Origin of the sequence: Halogeometricum sp. CBA1124, assembly GCF_009741955.1 — an archaeon.
GTDB lineage: Archaea > Halobacteriota > Halobacteria > Halobacteriales > Haloferacaceae > Halogeometricum > Halogeometricum rufum.
In genome coordinates this window covers 1-15,136 of the sequence record NZ_WPCD01000075.1, presented here as the reverse complement: position 1 = coordinate 15,136, position 15,136 = coordinate 1, and the positions used below count along the sequence as shown (strand labels likewise).

General features: G+C 69.8%; 11 protein-coding genes and 6 pseudogenes. 8 read left to right on the top strand and 9 right to left on the bottom strand.

The window, feature by feature from the left end; all coding sequences use genetic code 11:
- A pseudogene (locus GJ632_RS10880) lies at positions 1–227 on the bottom strand (acetolactate synthase large subunit); the annotation flags it as partial.
- Positions 228–597: 370 nt separating this feature from the next.
- Positions 598–1,854 carry a LeuA family protein gene (locus GJ632_RS10875; protein WP_394328050.1) on the bottom strand — a complete coding sequence of 419 codons (1,257 nt, stop codon included), beginning with the start codon at positions 1,852–1,854 and terminating at the stop codon, positions 598–600.
- A gap of 343 nt (positions 1,855–2,197) precedes the next feature.
- Between GJ632_RS10875 and GJ632_RS10870 the strand changes: the two genes are divergently transcribed.
- A complete protein-coding gene (locus GJ632_RS10870; protein WP_089806835.1) occupies positions 2,198–2,485 on the top strand; it encodes a DUF5779 family protein in 288 nt (95 codons plus the stop codon).
- 83 nt (positions 2,486–2,568) lie between these two features.
- Here the strand turns inward: GJ632_RS10870 and GJ632_RS25905 are convergent.
- A pseudogene (locus GJ632_RS25905) lies at positions 2,569–3,338 on the bottom strand (fosmidomycin resistance protein).
- Between the two features lie 181 nt (positions 3,339–3,519).
- Between GJ632_RS25905 and GJ632_RS10860 the strand changes: the two are divergent.
- Both GJ632_RS10860 and GJ632_RS10855 read left to right on the top strand, forming a co-directional pair.
- A pseudogene (locus GJ632_RS10860) lies at positions 3,520–4,205 on the top strand (hypothetical protein).
- Between the two features lie 99 nt (positions 4,206–4,304).
- Positions 4,305–4,724 carry a hypothetical protein gene (locus GJ632_RS10855; RefSeq protein WP_343161130.1) on the top strand — a complete coding sequence of 140 codons (420 nt, stop codon included), beginning with the start codon at positions 4,305–4,307 and terminating at the stop codon, positions 4,722–4,724.
- 78 nt (positions 4,725–4,802) lie between these two features.
- Here the strand turns inward: GJ632_RS10855 and GJ632_RS10850 are convergent, their stop codons facing one another.
- A complete protein-coding gene (locus GJ632_RS10850) occupies positions 4,803–5,015 on the bottom strand; it encodes a ribbon-helix-helix domain-containing protein (RefSeq protein WP_006054834.1) in 213 nt (70 codons plus the stop codon).
- 95 nt (positions 5,016–5,110) lie between these two features.
- Here GJ632_RS10850 and GJ632_RS10845 point away from each other — a divergent pair, with 95 nt between their 5' ends.
- A complete protein-coding gene (locus GJ632_RS10845; RefSeq protein WP_089806841.1) occupies positions 5,111–5,437 on the top strand; it encodes a hypothetical protein in 327 nt (108 codons plus the stop codon).
- 141 nt (positions 5,438–5,578) lie between these two features.
- Here the strand turns inward: GJ632_RS10845 and aglJ are convergent.
- Positions 5,579–6,492, bottom strand: a pseudogene (aglJ, locus tag GJ632_RS10840) (S-layer glycoprotein N-glycosyltransferase AglJ).
- A 184-nt stretch (positions 6,493–6,676) separates the two neighbouring features.
- Between aglJ and GJ632_RS25360 the strand changes: the two are divergent.
- The 4 genes and pseudogenes from GJ632_RS25360 (at position 6,677) to GJ632_RS23610 (ending at position 10,276) form a co-directional block, all read left to right on the top strand.
- Positions 6,677–7,829: pseudogene (locus GJ632_RS25360) on the top strand (glycosyltransferase).
- Positions 7,830–7,845: 16 nt separating this feature from the next.
- Positions 7,846–8,916, top strand: coding sequence for a glycosyltransferase family 4 protein (locus GJ632_RS10830; RefSeq protein WP_191452917.1), 1,071 nt, complete (start codon positions 7,846–7,848; stop codon positions 8,914–8,916).
- Positions 8,913–9,599 (top strand): sulfatase-like hydrolase/transferase, encoded by a 687-nt coding sequence (locus GJ632_RS23615; RefSeq protein WP_231751492.1) that lies wholly within the window; start codon positions 8,913–8,915, stop codon positions 9,597–9,599. Before GJ632_RS10830 ends, GJ632_RS23615 begins: the two co-directional genes overlap by 4 nt.
- Complete coding sequence (locus GJ632_RS23610; RefSeq protein WP_231751497.1) at positions 9,596–10,276, top strand: sulfatase; 681 nt, start codon at positions 9,596–9,598, stop codon at positions 10,274–10,276. The genes GJ632_RS23615 and GJ632_RS23610 overlap by 4 nt, the downstream gene beginning before the upstream one ends.
- 432 nt (positions 10,277–10,708) lie before the next feature.
- Here the strand turns inward: GJ632_RS23610 and GJ632_RS10820 are convergent.
- From GJ632_RS10820 to GJ632_RS10800, 4 genes and pseudogenes are all read right to left on the bottom strand, one after another.
- Positions 10,709–11,688 (bottom strand): annotated as a pseudogene (locus GJ632_RS10820) (sulfatase); the annotation flags it as partial.
- A 101-nt stretch (positions 11,689–11,789) separates the two neighbouring features.
- The gene (locus GJ632_RS10810; protein WP_191452915.1) at positions 11,790–13,139 is read right to left on the bottom strand and encodes a sulfatase; all 1,350 of its coding nucleotides are present in this window, start codon (positions 13,137–13,139) and stop codon (positions 11,790–11,792) included.
- Positions 13,136–14,689, bottom strand: coding sequence for an alkaline phosphatase family protein (locus tag GJ632_RS10805; protein ID WP_191452914.1), 1,554 nt, complete (start codon positions 14,687–14,689; stop codon positions 13,136–13,138). Before GJ632_RS10805 ends, GJ632_RS10810 begins: the two co-directional genes overlap by 4 nt.
- A gap of 24 nt (positions 14,690–14,713) precedes the next feature.
- Positions 14,714–15,136: glycosyltransferase family 4 protein (locus GJ632_RS10800; RefSeq protein ID WP_191452913.1), on the bottom strand; the 423-nt coding region annotated here is incomplete at its 5' end.

Sequence of the window (15,136 nt, the reverse complement as noted above, 5' to 3'; positions counted from 1 at the left end):
TCCGCGGCGTGCGCCGCGCCCTGTTCGTGCGCCATCGTGACGTGGCGGATGCCGGAGTCGTAGAGCGCGTCGTCGACGGGCATCGATCGGCCCCGCCCTGCACGCCGAGGCGCCTCGGCGCCGGCGTTCTCGAGGGCGCGGACGACGGACGCAGCGCCCGTCGTGACGGGCGTCGGCTCGTCCGCCGCCTCCTCGTCGTCCGGTTTCGGCGGCGCGGATTCGCTCATCGGTCACCTCCGTTCGGTGTGGTCGTCTGTCGGTACGGTCGTCGGTCGCGTGTACGGTCTGGGTTGTCCATCTGCGTGGTCTGGGAATCTCTCTGCGGCGGTGTGCCGTGCGAAACGTCGAACGTCGAGCGTGTGAGGATGGAAGGGGCTAGGCGGCCCCTACGATAATGAGCGACCGGACAGCGACCCCGTCGGTGGCGCGTCCCCACTGTGCGGGGGCGGCCGACCCGGTGACGGTCTGCTGTCGCATCGTGTGCGGTCGATTCTCTCGCACCGTAATCAACGTTTCGCGCGGCGCAACGATTGCTGCCGCTCGGTCGGTGGATGCGCACCCGCTGCTCACCGTCGCGAGCGAACGGGGCGCGGGGCATCAGGCTCGGACCTCCTCGTGCTCGGAGTCGTCCTCGTGGTCGACGCCCACGTCGTCGGCGATGCGCGTCAGTACGTCGGTCGTCACGCGCTCTTTCTCCGCGCCGGTGTCCTTCACGCGTCGGGTCACCGCGCGGACCTCGCCGTCGTCCGGTCGGAACCCGGCGTCCTCCAGTCGCTTGCGGACGGAGTGCGCGCCGGTGTGTTTGCCGAGCACGAACTCGCGTTCGGCGCCGACCATCTCGGGGGTCATCACGCCCGGCTCGAACGTGTCCGAGTTCTCGATGACGCCGGCCGCGTGGATGCCGCTCTCGTGGCTGAAGGCGTTGCGCCCGACGACCGGCTTGTTCGCCGGCACCGGGATGTCGCTCGCCTCCTCGACGATGCGCGACAGTTCCGTGATGCGTTTGGTGTCGATTCCCGTGTCGACGTCGTACAGGGACTCCGCCGACATGACGACCTCCTCGTAGGCGGCGTTGCCCGCGCGTTCGCCGATGCCGTTGACGGATACCTGCGCCTGCGCGGCGCCGGCCTCGAAGCCCGCCATGGCGTTCGCAGTGGCCAGTCCGAAGTCGTCGTGCGCGTGCACGTCGATGTGCGCGTCGGTGTGCTGGCGGACTTCGCGGACGAGGTCCGCGAAGCGCGTCGGCGTGGCGACGCCGCACGTGTCCGGGATGTTCACCCAGTCGACGCCGGCGTCGTCCACCGCGGACAGAATCTCGCCGAGGAACTCCACGTCGGTTCGGGTGGCGTCCATCGGGGAGAACATGACCTCCACGCCGGCGTCTTTCACTCGTTCGACACTCTCGACTGCGCGCTCGACCGCCTCCTCCTTGGAGGCGTGCATCGAGTCGGCCAACTGCACGTCGCTGGTGCTGACGAAGACGTGGACCATCCCCACTCCCGCGTCGAGAGCGGCCTCCACGTCCTTGTCGACGACGCGAGCCAGCCCACAGACGGTCGTGTCCGTGGCGGCGGCGATGTCGCTGACTGCCTCGAACTCCGCGTCCGAGTTGACCGGGAAGCCCGCCTCGATGACGTGCGTCCCCATCTCGTCTAGCGTCGCCGCGATGTCGCGCTTCTCCTCGTAACTGAACGAGGTGCGTGGCGACTGCTCGCCGTCGCGCAGCGTCGTGTCGAAAATCCGTACACCGTCAATCTCCGATTCAGTAATGTGGGCTAACGTGCCCTGGAAGAACTCGACCCGCCGGGGAGCCCGACGAAGTGTCCTCCGTGTGTCGTTGAGACATCGTATCACATCCGAGCCGCCGGGACATATAAAAGCATTTCCCTGCGACAGCCTCACGAACGGTACACAGTATCTCGCGGTGACCGGTCGAATCGGCGAAACCGCACGACGTAAACGCGTGCCATTGAGTGGAAGGAATACATATGTCCTTATATCGACCGGGCGGCCAGACGTGTTAGCACGGCGTGGTCTCTGAAATTTTCGCCGTGGAATTTGTGAATTGAAGGTTCCGTCGGCTCGCGCGCGCCCCGCAGTGGACGAACGTGGACCCCCGGTCGGGGGCCGCGCCCGCGACGTCGAGAACCCGGGTCGCACCGAACCCTTTTCGTCCCCCTCCGCAATGAGAGCGGGTATGAGCGATTTCAACCTCGACCTCTCGTCGGCCGAGGAACATCTCGACGAGGAGGAAGTGACCGGCGACGTGATTCTGGGCGTCCTCGACGGCGAGACGGACCCGCAGGAGTGGATCGCCGCCGTCGACGACGGGAACGTCCTGTTCCTCGCCGTCGAGGGCGACCTGAACGAACTCGCCACCGGGTTCGCACGCGAGATAAAGGACATGGACGGCCAACTGATGCACTTCCGGAAGTTCCTCGTCGTGACGCCGCCGGGCGTGAACATCGACACCGACCGACTCTGACGGACGCCCGCGTCGTCGTCCCGTATCCGACCCGCCGAACGCGACGGCACGCAGGTGACCCGCCGACGCGCCGACCGCGCCGGTCAGCAGTCGGTGACGAACGTGAGGACGTGGCCGTCGGCGTCGCGCACGCGAAGTCCCTCCGTGTCGCCACCCACCGCCGCGCCGTCACCCGTCTCCGCGCCATCGTCTGCGCCGCCGCCGACTACCTCGGGGCCGGCGGCCCACGGTCCGCCCGCCTCCACCGCCGCCCGCGGGTCGTCGGTCCGGAACGTCAGGTCCACGTGCAGTCCGCCCCGAGCGTCGGCGATGCCCAACTGCGGTTCCCACAGTTCGAGGTCCACGGGTCCGGAGAGGCGCACGCGCGGCCGTTCCTCCCCCCTGTCGGACACCTCGAAGCCGAGCGAACGAAACTGCGCCTCGGCGCGTTCGAGGTCGGTCACCTCCAGCACCACCTCGAAGATGCCCGTCAGCGGTCGCGTCGCGGACGCCGACCCCGCGTCCTCGGGCACCGCGTCGTCGACGCCGCCGATTTCGACGCAGTTGCCGTCGGGGTCGTAGACGTACAGCGACCGGGAACTGCCGAAGCTGAACTCGACGGGGTCGAGGTCCGACAGCGACGCCAGCCAGTCGTCGTACGCCTCGCGCGTGGTCGAGAACGCGTAGTGCGTGTGGACGCCGCCGCGCGGGGTCGAGACGGGGCGGCGGAGACGACCGTCGTCTCGCCGACGGCGTAGGCGACGGCGGCGTCGGACTCGGCCACGGGCGCGAGTCCGAGGCGCGTCTCGTAGAACTCCCGGGCCGCCCCGAGATACTTGGCCTCCAGACCGAGACGACAGAGACGGGTGAGCATGGCCGTCCTACGGGTCGGGGGCTGAAATATCGTCCCGTCCCCTCGGACGCGACGTGCACGGGAGCGACCGCCCCGAGGGCCCGACGACGCGGCGCGCGACCCGCCCGGTAAAGCACCTTCGGGACGGGCAACCCCTTCCACGGCGGGCGGATTTATCCCTCGTCGCCCCCCACAGGCAGGTATGCCGATGAAGGGTCGCGGGACGGCCGAGTATCGAGAGATAGACCGGTGGGACGGCGGCGTCGGCTGGCTCGCGCACCCCGACGAGGAGATGCAACGGGCGAGTCACGCCGTCGTCGGCGACGACGGCGGCGTCTGGCTGTTCGACCCCGTCGACTCCGAGGGCCTCGACGACCTCGTCGCGGAGTACGGCGAGGTGTCGGGCGTCGTCGTCGGGTTGGATCGACACAAACGCGACGCCGCGAAACTGGCGCGGCGACACGACGTGTCGGTGTACGTCGCCGACTGGATGACCGACGTCGCGGACGACATCGACGCGCCCGTCGAACGCTTCGGCCGCCGCCTCGCCGACTCCGGGTTCGACGCGTTCACCGTGCTGGACAAGTCCGTCCCGCCGTGGCAGGAGGTCGGCTTCTACCAGGAGTCGTCGGGAACGCTCGTCGTTCCGGAAGCCGTCGGGACGGCGTCGTACTTCTGCGCGCCGGGAGAACGCCTCGGCGTCCACCCGATGCTCCGCCCGTTCCCGCCGCGGCGCGTCCTGCGGCGGTTCGAACCGGACCGCGTCCTCGTCGGCCACGGCGCCGGCGTCACGGACGACGCGGCGACGGCGTTGCACGACGCCCTCGCCACGCCCGGTCGAACCTCCCGGGCGCGTACCGGCGGGCGCTGGAGCGAATGCTGTCGTAGGGGGCGTAGAGCGGCCGAACCGCGGTCTGCGCTCCCGAGCGCCGACCCGGAGACGCTTCGACCCGGGCACGTTTTTAGGGCCGACGTACTACGGAGAGTGTGGTCTTCATCACGCGCGGGTTGCACGACGCCCTCCTCGACATGGCGTCCGAGGCCGAACCCGAACGGGTCACGGTGGTCCTCGCGACGACGCCGGCCGGGGAGTTCGAAGAGGAGTTGGACGTGGCATCGGAGACGCCGGTGCTGAGCCACTTCTACATGCCCGAGGCCGGGCAGTCCGTCCGGGCGGTGTTCGGGATGGACCTCGGGACGCCCGCCGGTCGCGGGCGCGCCAAGTTCGTCTCGCACCCGCAGGGGCCCGCCGAACCCACCCGGGAGGACGACTTCGCCGCCGCCGTCCTCGTGGCCGTCCCCCCGTGGGACGCCGAGTCGGTCGCCGCCTTCGACCGGTCGGGCAAGCGCCTGTCGCTGGACGTACTCGACGCCGACCCGCCGCAGGAGTCGCTGGTCGGTGACTGAACCGACCGGTCGCGGCCGGCAGGCGGGTGCCGACCGAACGGTGCGGACGCGGGCGTCCGCGGCGGCGGCCGGAGTCCCTCAGCGGTCGAGGTAGCCGAGGTCCGCCAGTTGCTCGGCGATGTCCTCGAACTGGGCTTCGGTGAGTTTGCCCTCTCGCTGGTGTTGGATGACGATGCTGCGGAGGAGGAACCGGACGAGGTCGCTCGTGCTGGAGAAACTCGTGCCTTCGATGGTCGTCTCGACGCGTTCGGCGAGGTCTTTCGGTATCGACACCGTGGTGTAGTCGGTCATCGTCGTACCGGCAGAAGGACCTCCCACCGGTTAACAGGTACGGACGGTCGGAGTCGTTCGGGGGTTTTTCACGCGCGGCGTCCTAACGCTCGTTGATGGCCGCACGACCACCACCGCAGGACGACGACGAACCCGACTCGCTCGAGTTCGGCATCGCCGCACTCGCGAAGGACCTGTCGGAGGCGGACATAACCTACCCCGTCACCGCCGACGAACTCGTCCGCGAACTCGACGACGTCGCCGTGCCGTACAACGCCGCCGGAGGGACCGTTCGCCTCAGCGAAGCGCTCGAGTCGGTGCCGCAATCTCGCTTCGCCAGCAAGGCGGAACTGCTCGACCACCTCCACCCGGTGTTCGAGGAGTACCGGCAGTCGGCGTCGAACAACATCCTCGGCCAACTCCGCGCGCTGCTCCCGTTCTGAAGCGGTCTCTCCCGCGTCGTCGTCGCGCCGCGCTCTCGGGCGTCGTCAGCGGCGTCGCCGGCCCCCGGCTTCGACGGCTGTGCGCCGGGCGTCTGTGACGTGCGAAGTCCCCGGCGTCGTCGGTTCGCGCGTTCCCGGTTCCTACCGGTCGAGTTCCTCGTCTATCTTCCGGAGCGTGTCGCGGTGCAGCGAGAGGATGAGGTCCGAGAGGACGCCGAACATCAGCAGTTGCACGCCGACGATGACGGCGAACGCCGCGACGACGGCCAGCACTCGTGGGAGACGCGGACGGTCACCCACTCGATGCCGACGTAGGCGGCGATGATGACCCCCGTGAGCGTGGAGACGCCGCCGACGCTCCCGAAGTAGAAGAGCGGGTTGTTCGTCTTCGCCCGGCGGTAGAGTTCGAGGAAGATGATGCCGCCGTCGCGGATGGGCCGCAGGTTCGTGTCCGACCCGGACGGGCGCGGCAGGTAGGAGACGGGCACCACCGTCGTCTCGATGTTGCGCTTGACGCACTCGACGGCCATCTCCGTCTCGACGCCGAAGCCGTCGGCGGTGAGCGTCATCCGACCGAACGAGGCGCGCGTGAACGCGCGGTAGCCCGAGAGGATGTCCTCGTAGTCCTGCCCGTGGATGGTGGCGAACGCCCGGTTGACCACGCGGTTGCCGAACTGGTTGAACCGCGTCATCGCGCCGTCGCGCATGTCGGCGAACCGGTCGCCGATGACGTGTTCGTACCCCTCGTCCAGAGGGGCGAGCATCGCCTCGGCGTCCGCCGCCCGGTACGTCGCATCGCCGTCCAGCATCAGGATGTACGGGGCGTCGACGTGGTACTCGACGGCCTCCCGGATGGCCTGCCCCTTCCCCGACCCCGACTGCATCACGACCCGCGCGCCGTGCTCCTCGGCGAGTTCGGCCGTCCCGTCCTCGGACCCGCCGTCGATGACGAGAACGTTCTCGAACCCCTCCTCGCGGAAGTCGTCGACGACGTCGCCGATGGTTTCGGCCTCGTTGTACGTCGGGATGAGGATGCAGACGTCGTCGTAGTCCATTAGGCAACACTGCGACAGGGATCGGTAAAAGGGGTTGCGGAACGCCCCCGGCACCGTCTGCGGCCGAACGGCGTCCTCGGTCACCCGTCGATGAAGGGGCGTCCCCCCGGCCGCCGCCGCGGCCCCCGCGACGGCCCGCCCGCCGACCGCGGGGATTTTTGTGCTGGTCCGCAAACCGCCGGTCATGCGAACGTACGTCCGCCGATTTCTCGGCGCAATCGCGGGGCTCGTCTCGCTGACGGGACTCCCGTATCTGCTGTACCTCGCGCTGTACGCCGTCTGGAAGCCCGAGGGGTCGCCCGCCGACAAGCGGCGGGCGGAACCGACGGTGAGCATCGTCCTGCCGACGTACAACGAGGAGCGAATCATCGAGAACAAACTCCGCGACGTGGTCTCCCTGGACTACCCGATGGAGAAGGTCGAAGTCGTCATCGTGGACTCCTCGGACGACGACACGCGCGACATCGTCCGGAACTTCTTCGCCGACCGGGAGGCGCCGACGCTGAACCTCATCGAGGAGGACGAACGCCGCGGCCTCGCGCCCGCCCTCAACGACGCGTACGCGGCCGCCGAGAACGAGATGGTCGTCAAGACGGACTGCGACTCGAAAGTCGCCGCCGACGCGCTTCGCGAGGCGGCCGCGAACCTCGCCGACCCCGACGTGGGCGCGTGACCGGCCGCAACGTGGACGTCCTCGGCGGGAGCGACGTGGAGGAGGGCTACCGCGGCGTGCAGGCGAAGATTCAGACGCTGGAGTCGCACATCGACTCGACGCTCATCTTCCACGGGCCGTTCTCCGCGTTCGAGAACGACGACATCGTCCCCATCGACCCCGACTCCATCGCCGACGACACCGAACTCGCCCTCCTCATCCGCCGCAACGGCAAGCGCGTCCTGTTCGACCCGGACGTGCGCTACAAGGAGGCGTCGCACTCGGAGTTCGGCAAGCGCCGCACGCAGAAGGACCGCCGCGCGATGGGCCTGCTGCGACTCCTGTTCCAGCACCGCGACGCCGTCGGCCGGCACGGCCTGTACGGCGGCGTCGTCCTCCCGTTCACTGGTGGTTCATGGTCGTCTCGCCGTGGCTCCTCGCCGGCGCGGTGACGCTCTCGACGCTGTTCGGCCTCCTCGTCGCCGGCCCGTTCGGCCTCGCGGTGCCCGCGGCCGTCGGCGCGTTCACCCTCCTCGGGTCTCGGGACCTGTTGGGCCCGCTCCAGCCGTTCCACGCGGTGTTCGACACGCAGGTGTCGCTGCTGTTCGCCGCGGTGAAACTGCTCCGCGGCGAGGGGTCGGCCGTCTGGGAAGTGGACGAGGAACTGCGCGACGTGTACGAGTGAGCCGTCGGAGCCACCGATGAAGCTACTGCAGGTGACGCCGCGGTATCCGCCGCAGTCCGGCGGCGTGGAGACGCACGTCCGCGAGCTAGCCGAACGGCTGGTCGAACGCGGCCACGACGTGACCGTCCTCGCCGCCGACGCGGGCGACGGCGGTTTCCGGCGCGAGCGACGGAACGGCGTCCGGGTGCGTCGGTATCGGAGCCTCGCGCCCGGCGGCGCGATGCACGTCTGCCCGCAACTCGCGGCGGCGGTCCGCCGGGCCGACGCGGACGTCGTCCACGCGCACAACTACCACTCGTTCCCCCTCCTGTTCGCCGCCCTCGGCGCCGGCGACCGGCCGTTCGTCGTCACCACCCACTACCACGGCGCCAGCGCCGACTCGGTGCGCGACAGACTGCTCTCCGCGTACCGTCCCGTCGGCGGGTGGGCTGTCCGCCGCGCCGACGCCGCGATAGCGGTCAGCGAGTGGGAGCGGGAGCGGTTGGCGGCCGACTTCGGCGTCGAGGCGACGGTGGTGCCGAACGGACTGGACGTCGAGCGCTTCGCCGCGGCCGACCCGCCGGACCGCGACCGGCCGTACCTCCTCACCGTCGGACGGTTGGAGGAGTACAAGGGCGTCCAGCACGCGATTCGAGCGCTCGCGGACCTCCCCGACTACGACCTGCTCGTCGCCGGGAGCGGGCCGTACCGCGAGGAGTTGGGCCGAATCGCCCGGCGGGAGGGCGTCGACGACCGCGTCGAGTTCCTCGGCTACGTGGACGACGGCGCGCTGCCGGGACTGTACGCCGGCGCGGCCGTCTACCTGACGCTGAGCGAGTTCGAGTCCTACGGCATGACCGTCGCCGAGGCCATCGCGGCGGGGACGCCCTGCGTCGTCCGCGAGTCGGGCGCGCTGGTCGACTGGGCCGGGCGGCGCGGGTGCGTCGGCGTCGACTCCGTCGCGCCGGCCCCCGTCGCGGCCGCCGTCGGGGCGGCGAGCGATGCGGTCCCGGACGCGTCGGCGCTCCTCGGTTGGGACGACGTCGCCGAGCGTCTCGCGTCGGAGTACAGAGCGCTTTTGTCGTCCGATGAAAAGGGGGACGCATGAACGTCCTGCTCGTCACCGTCGACTCGCTCCGCGCCGACCGCGTCAACGAGGAGGTCATGCCGTTCACCCGGTCGTTCGCCGACGACGCCCTGGAGTTCACCGAGTGCGTCGCCAACGGCCCGGCGACGCCCGCGTCGTTCCCCGCGATTCACGCGAGCCGCCACTTCGCGAGCATCGAGGGACTGGGCATCCCCGCCGAGGGCGGCGGCGTCGTCACCCTCGCCGAACGACTGCGCGACGCCGGCTACGCGACGAGCGGGTACACGGACAACCACTTCGCCAGCGGGTCGTACCACTTCGACCGCGGGTTCGACCGGATGCACGACGCCAGTAGCACCACCGAGGCGGGGAAGTTGAAGCAGTTCGTCCAGTCGAACCTCGACAAGGACGGCGCCCTGTTCAAGACGATAGAGCGGGTCTACACCCGTGTCGACGCGCTCTGGTCCACGACGACGGGCAACGAGAGCGAGTACGAACGCGCCGAGTCGCTCAACCGACGAGCCCTCGACTGGATCGCCGAACGCGACGACGACGAGGACTGGTTCGTCTGGCTCCACTACATGGACGTCCACCACCCCTACGAGGCGCCCGACGAGTACCAGCGGCAGTTCCTCGACGACCCCGAGAGCGTCGCCGAGTGCCGCCGCCTCTCCCGGAAGGGACGCACCACCCCGAGGAGATGACCGAGGAAGAGTGGGAGACGATACGCCGACTCTACGACGCCGAGTGCGCGTACACGGACGACCAGTTCGAGTCGCTGCTGTCCGAACTGGACGAACGCGGGATTCGCGACGACACCGTCGTCTGCCTCACCGCAGACCACGGCGAACTCGTCGGCGAACACGGCCACGCGGGCCACCCGCCGGAGTTCTGGGAGGGCATCGTCCGCGTGCCGTTCGTCGTGGACGGCGTCGACGAGACGGGGACGGTGGACGGGCAGGTCCGCCTCATCGACCTCCCACCGACGCTGACGGACGCCGTCGGCCTCGACGCGACGGCGGCGTGGCAGGGCGAGTCGGCGCTGGCCGTCGCGCGCGGCGACGCCGACGCCCGCGAGTTCGCCTTCGGCGACGTGGGGCGGCAGATAGACTACACGCGGAGCTACGTCCGCCGCGCCGACGGCTGGAAGCTGATGCGCCACGGCGACGACGGGGAGTTCCTCTACGACGTCCGCGCGACGCCCGCGGAGGCCCCCGAGGACAACCGCGTGGACGACGCGCCCCCCGAGTACGCCGACCTGACCGACCGACTGGACGAACATCAAGAGCGGATGGCCGCCCTGCGGAGCGGCGACGGCGGCGTCGACGAGGACGACGAGATGGTCGAACAGCACCTGCGCGAACTCGGCTACCTGGAGTAGCGGCCGCCCGGCGTTCTCAGAGGTAGCGAGGTCTTCGAGTCGCTGGCTCGCGCTCTCGTCCACGTCGATTCGGTCGATGCTCTCCGTCGACTCGTCGAACGAGTCGAGGTAGGCGTCCAGCGTCTCCACCAACTCCTCCCGTCGCGGGTGGTCCGAGAGCGGCGGTCCGGCCTCGAACTCCTCTTCGGTCGTGTCGTACAGTTCGACGGACTCCCCCTGCCGAATCAGCTTCAGGTCGTCCACGTACAGGGCGTGCTGTCCGGCGGTGTCGTCGCCGTACCGGCTCCAACTCCACGACCCCGAGTAGTCCTGCGTGAGGACGTGCTCGTGGTCCGCGAAGACGCTCGGCACCTGCGCGTGGTCCGCGTCCGCGCCGACGAGTTCGGCGACGGTGGCGTACAGACCCAGCGTGTTGACGCGTCCGTCCCGGCGTCCCGGGTCCTCGTCCATCTCCGCCGGCGGCTTGACGACCAACGGGACGCGGACGCCGGGTTCGTACAGGTGACCGTGACCCATCGCGCCGTACTCCCCCAGACACTCGCCGTGGTCCGCCGTTATCGCGAACAGCGTGTCGTCCCACTCGCCGCGCTCCTTCAGGTCGTCCACGAGGCGGCCGACGTGCCGGTCGAGGTAACGTATCGACCCGTCGTACAGGCGTTCGTGGACGTCCATCGAGTCCGCCGGATACTCGCCGTCGGGATGCTGTTGGACGCCGACGTCGTCCACCCGGTCCTCGTCGACGAACCGGTAGCGGTCCGCTCGCGGCAGTTTGTAGAGGTGCCGGACGTCCTTCATGTGCGCCTCGCTGTAGTGGGCGTACAGGAACCACGGCTCCGAGGCGTCGTCGAAGAACGACGCCGCCGCCCGCGTCGTCTCCGTCGCGCCGTTGTCGTCGTCAGCACCGAACAACTCGAAGCGGAACTGGAGGCCGTTGCCGACGTGCGAGAGGAAGTTCCGGTCCAGCGACGCGCGGAGGAAGCTGAGGTAGCGCCGGTGGCTCGGGAGGTGTTTGTGCTCGTTGAAGAACTTCCGGACGTTCATCCCCCGTTCGAACCGGTGTTCGACGGCGTCGAACCGGTCGACGCCGCGGTCGAACCCGAACCCGGGGGTAACGAACGGGTTCGTCGTCACCGCGCCCGTCTCGTGGCCGGCGTCCGCCAGCAGTTCCGGCAGGTGGGGCACGTCCACGTCGAGCGTCCCGCGCTGGCCGGCCCGGTGGTCGCCGGGGTACAGGCCGGTGAAGAGGGAGGCGGTGGAGTCGAGGGTGACGGGGGCGGGGGAGATGGCGCGTCGAAGACGACCGACTCGTCGGCGACCGAGTCGATGTTCGGCGTCGTCGGACGGGAGTGGCCGTAGCAGGACAGATTGGCCGCTCTCACCGCGTCCAGGACGACGATGCAGACGTTGACCATTTAAATACTGCCTTCGGCGACGCCGAACAAATATATGTCGGTTCCGCGGGGGAGGCGTCCGAGCGCGGGCGATGCGCCGCCGGTGACCCCGGGCGCTACTGCTACTCCAGATAGCCGAGTTCCGAGAGTCGGTCTCTGGTCGCGTCGTCGACGTCCATCGTCTCCTCGCCATACACGCCGGCGTCGACTGAGTCGAGTGCCGCCCGGAGGTCCTCGGGCACGTCCTCGCGCGGGTCTGACTCGCCGGGGTCCGCCGAGAGGTCGAACCAGACCGCCTCGTCGAGGCCGGGGACGACCACGAGTTTCGCGTCGTCCACCCAGACGGCGCGCTGGTCGTAGCCGTACGCCGTCTCCTCGCAGAGGACCGGTCGGGACGGGTCCGGAGCGCCGAGTTCGGCCCCCGTCGTCGCCGGCGCGTCCGCCACGTCGAGGGCGTCGAGGACCGTCGGAACCACGTCCACCAGCGAGACGCGTTCGTCGGACGTTCCGGACGGCAGCGACGGCGCGTCGACCCACAGGGGCACGCGGACGACTTCTTCGAGGACGCTGTGTCCGTGGTCGGTGGCGTAGAACCCGCGGGGGTCGTCGTTGAGGCGGCGTTCCAGCGACGGATGCTCCCAGAACGCCTCGCCGTGGTCGCCGCAGACGACGACCACGGTGTCGTCGGGGACGGCGTCGAGGAGGCGCGCCAGTTCGTCGTCGGCCCCGCGGACCGACGCGTCGTACGCGCGCCGTCGCGCGCCGGCGTACGCCTCGAACCCCTCGCCCGACGCCTCCTCGCGGAAGCGCCAGTCTTCGAGGCCCTCGACGTCCGGCACGTCGAACGTCTCGCGGTGGTCCGCGGGCACGTCGAGGGGCGCGTGCGGGTCGCCGAGGTGGAGGTGGAGGAACCACCGGTCCCGGCCGTCTATCCAGTCGAGCGCTCTCGACACCTGGTCGGCGGCCGGCGTGTAGCGCATGTCGACCGTCTGGAAGCGGTCGCCCGTCGCCTTCGCCGCCATCGGAATCGCGGTCAGCATCGCCGTGTCGTAGCCGGCCGATTCGAGGAGTTCCGGAATCGTCGGCACCGACGCGGTGGGTCGCGCGGGGAACTGCTCGGACGAGAGGTCCCTGTACTCCGTCTCGAACCGGCCGCCGTGTTCGTGCGGGTAGCGACCCGACAGCAACGACGGGACCGAGGGGAACGTCCACGGACTCGGCGCGACGGCGTGCGAGAACGCCGCGCCGTCGAACGCGTCCAGCGTCGGCGTCGTCGGCCGGTCGTGTCCGAACGCCGAGACGTGGTCCGCGCGGAGGCAGTCGACGACGACGAACAGCACGTTCCGCGGGTCCCCGACCGTCGCGTCGTACGAGACGTCCCTGTCCCGGCGTTCCAGCCAGTGTTTGACCTTGTGGCGCGTGTTGACGAACGCGTTGTTCAGGCGGGGGAAGCGCTGCAGCGGGTTGCTCATTCGACGTACCCCAGGCTCTTCAGCGTCTCCTCGACGTCTCGCTGGTCGGCCCGGTTGTCGCCGGTACCGACGGCCGTCGCCGGTCCGGTCTCGACCGCGCGGTCGGCGGCGTCGCCCGCCAGCACGGCGTCCACCACGTCGCCGTCGACGTCCGCGGGAACGGGGGCACCGAGGTAGTGCAGAACCGTCGGCGCGAGGTCGTACAGCGTCAGGTCCACGGCGTCGTCGGCCATCGCCACGTCCTCGCCCCACGCGGCGAACACGCCGGTGCGCCGGTGGGTCGCCAGCCACTCCAACCGCTCGCCGAACACCTCGCCGCCGAGCGATTCGGGCGCGTCCACGCCGGTGGTGTACTCGACGACGAGGTCCGGCGACCGCGCCATCTCGCCGGTGTAGACGTCCGCGGGGCGGTGGACCGCGGCGGCGACCGGTCGGCCGTCGGGCGTCTCCAGCGACTCGATGGCCCCCGCGAGTTCGGAGAGGTACTCCTCCTTGGCCGACGCGGTGTCGAACGCGCGGTCGTTGACGTAGACGGGACCGCGGCCGAGCGAGATGGCCTTCGTCTCGTCCCAGTCGATGGGGGCGTCCTGGACGGAGACGCGGCCGCTCTCGCTGGGGAACAGTCGCTGCACCGACTCCGGCACCAGCGCCTGCGCGAGGTTGACGAGTCCGAGGCGGCCGACGAGCGACTTCAGGCGTTCCTCCGTGAGTCCGACGCTCGCGAGTGCGCCGCGCTTGGAGTCCTCGCCGACGACGAGTTCGCCCCGGTCGGCCAGCCACTGGTTGACGAGGAACGTCTCGTCTATCTCGACGAAGCCGTGATCGCTCATGAGGAAGACGGCCTCGGTGTCGTCTCGGTCGAGGAGTTCGCCGAGTCTGTCGTCGATGCGTTCGTACAGGCGGCGCACGTCGTCGGGACGGTCCCAGAGGCGGTGCTGGACCGTGTCGGTGACGAAGACGGTGGTGTGGACGAGTTCGCAGTCCTTCTCGGTCGCCAGCCACTCGGCCGCGTCGAACCGCTGGTCGGCCAGCGTCCGCGCCTCGGCTATCAACTCGTCGGGGCCGGCCTCGCTCAGGACGAGGTCGGGTTTCGTCCGGTAGTTCGGCACCGCGTCGAGCAGTTCCGACTTCAGCGACGACGGCGCGGTGAACTCGCCGCGCTCGGAGGCGGGACTGCCGGCGACGGTCAACACGCCCTCGGCCGTCCGCGGCGGGTGCGTGGTCGGCATGTTGACGGTGGCCGCCCGCCGGTCCGCGGCGGCGAGGACGTCCCAGTACTCGCGCGACCGGAAGTCCGAGGAGTCGTTCGTCGTTATCTCGCAGTCGTCGCGTTCGAACGCGAACCACTCGTACACGCCGAGTTTGCCGGGAGTCTTGCCGGTCGAGTAGCACTTCCACGCGGGAAAAGTGATGGGTGGGAGCGTGCTCTCCAGGTCGCCGACGACGCCCTCGGCGGTCAACCGTTCGAACGCCGGGAGGTGCCCGTCGTCCATCCAGCGTCGGAGGAGTGACCAGTCGGCACCGTCGAGGCCGACGACGTAGACGGTCATACTGGGTCACTCGGCGCTGTGGCCTTAAAGTGCTTCGAGTACGCGGCGGAACGCCTCGGCGAACGCGGCCCTCCGGGAGTCGGCGTCGAACGTCGACCCGCGTTCGCGGGCGCGGTCGGACAGTCGCCGCCGTTCCGCGGGCGCGCGGTCGAAGTACGTGGCGACGCCCTCGGCGATGGACGCCGGCGTCGGCGAGACGACCAAGGAGGGGTCGATGCGGCGCGCCTCCGACCGGGTGCCGGTCGTGTCGGTGACGACGGGCGGGAGGCCGGCGCGCATCGCCTCGAGGACGCTCACGGGGAACGTGTCCATCCGGGACGGTTGGACGTAGACGGACGCCGGCGCGAGGGCGTCCGAGAGGTCCTCGACGTAGCCGCGGACGGTGACGCCCTCGGTCCGTTCGTACGACTCGGGGTGGCCGCCGCCGACGACGTGGAGTTCGGCCTC

Bases quoted from the DNA above. Each gene is read 5' to 3' on its own strand.
- GJ632_RS10870 (WP_089806835.1), top strand. From the start codon at position 2,198: ATGAGCGATTTCAACCTCGACCTCTCGTCGGCCGAGGAACATCTCGAC.
- GJ632_RS10850 (WP_006054834.1), bottom strand. From the start codon at position 5,015: ATGACCGACTACACCACGGTGTCGATACCGAAAGACCTCGCCGAACGC.
- GJ632_RS10845 (WP_089806841.1), top strand. From the start codon at position 5,111: ATGGCCGCACGACCACCACCGCAGGACGACGACGAACCCGACTCGCTC.
- GJ632_RS10830 (WP_191452917.1), top strand. From the start codon at position 7,846: ATGAAGCTACTGCAGGTGACGCCGCGGTATCCGCCGCAGTCCGGCGGC.
- GJ632_RS23615 (WP_231751492.1), top strand. From the start codon at position 8,913: ATGAACGTCCTGCTCGTCACCGTCGACTCGCTCCGCGCCGACCGCGTC.
- GJ632_RS23610 (WP_231751497.1), top strand. From the start codon at position 9,596: ATGACCGAGGAAGAGTGGGAGACGATACGCCGACTCTACGACGCCGAG.
- GJ632_RS10810 (WP_191452915.1), bottom strand. From the start codon at position 13,139: ATGAGCAACCCGCTGCAGCGCTTCCCCCGCCTGAACAACGCGTTCGTC.
- GJ632_RS10805 (WP_191452914.1), bottom strand. From the start codon at position 14,689: ATGACCGTCTACGTCGTCGGCCTCGACGGTGCCGACTGGTCACTCCTC.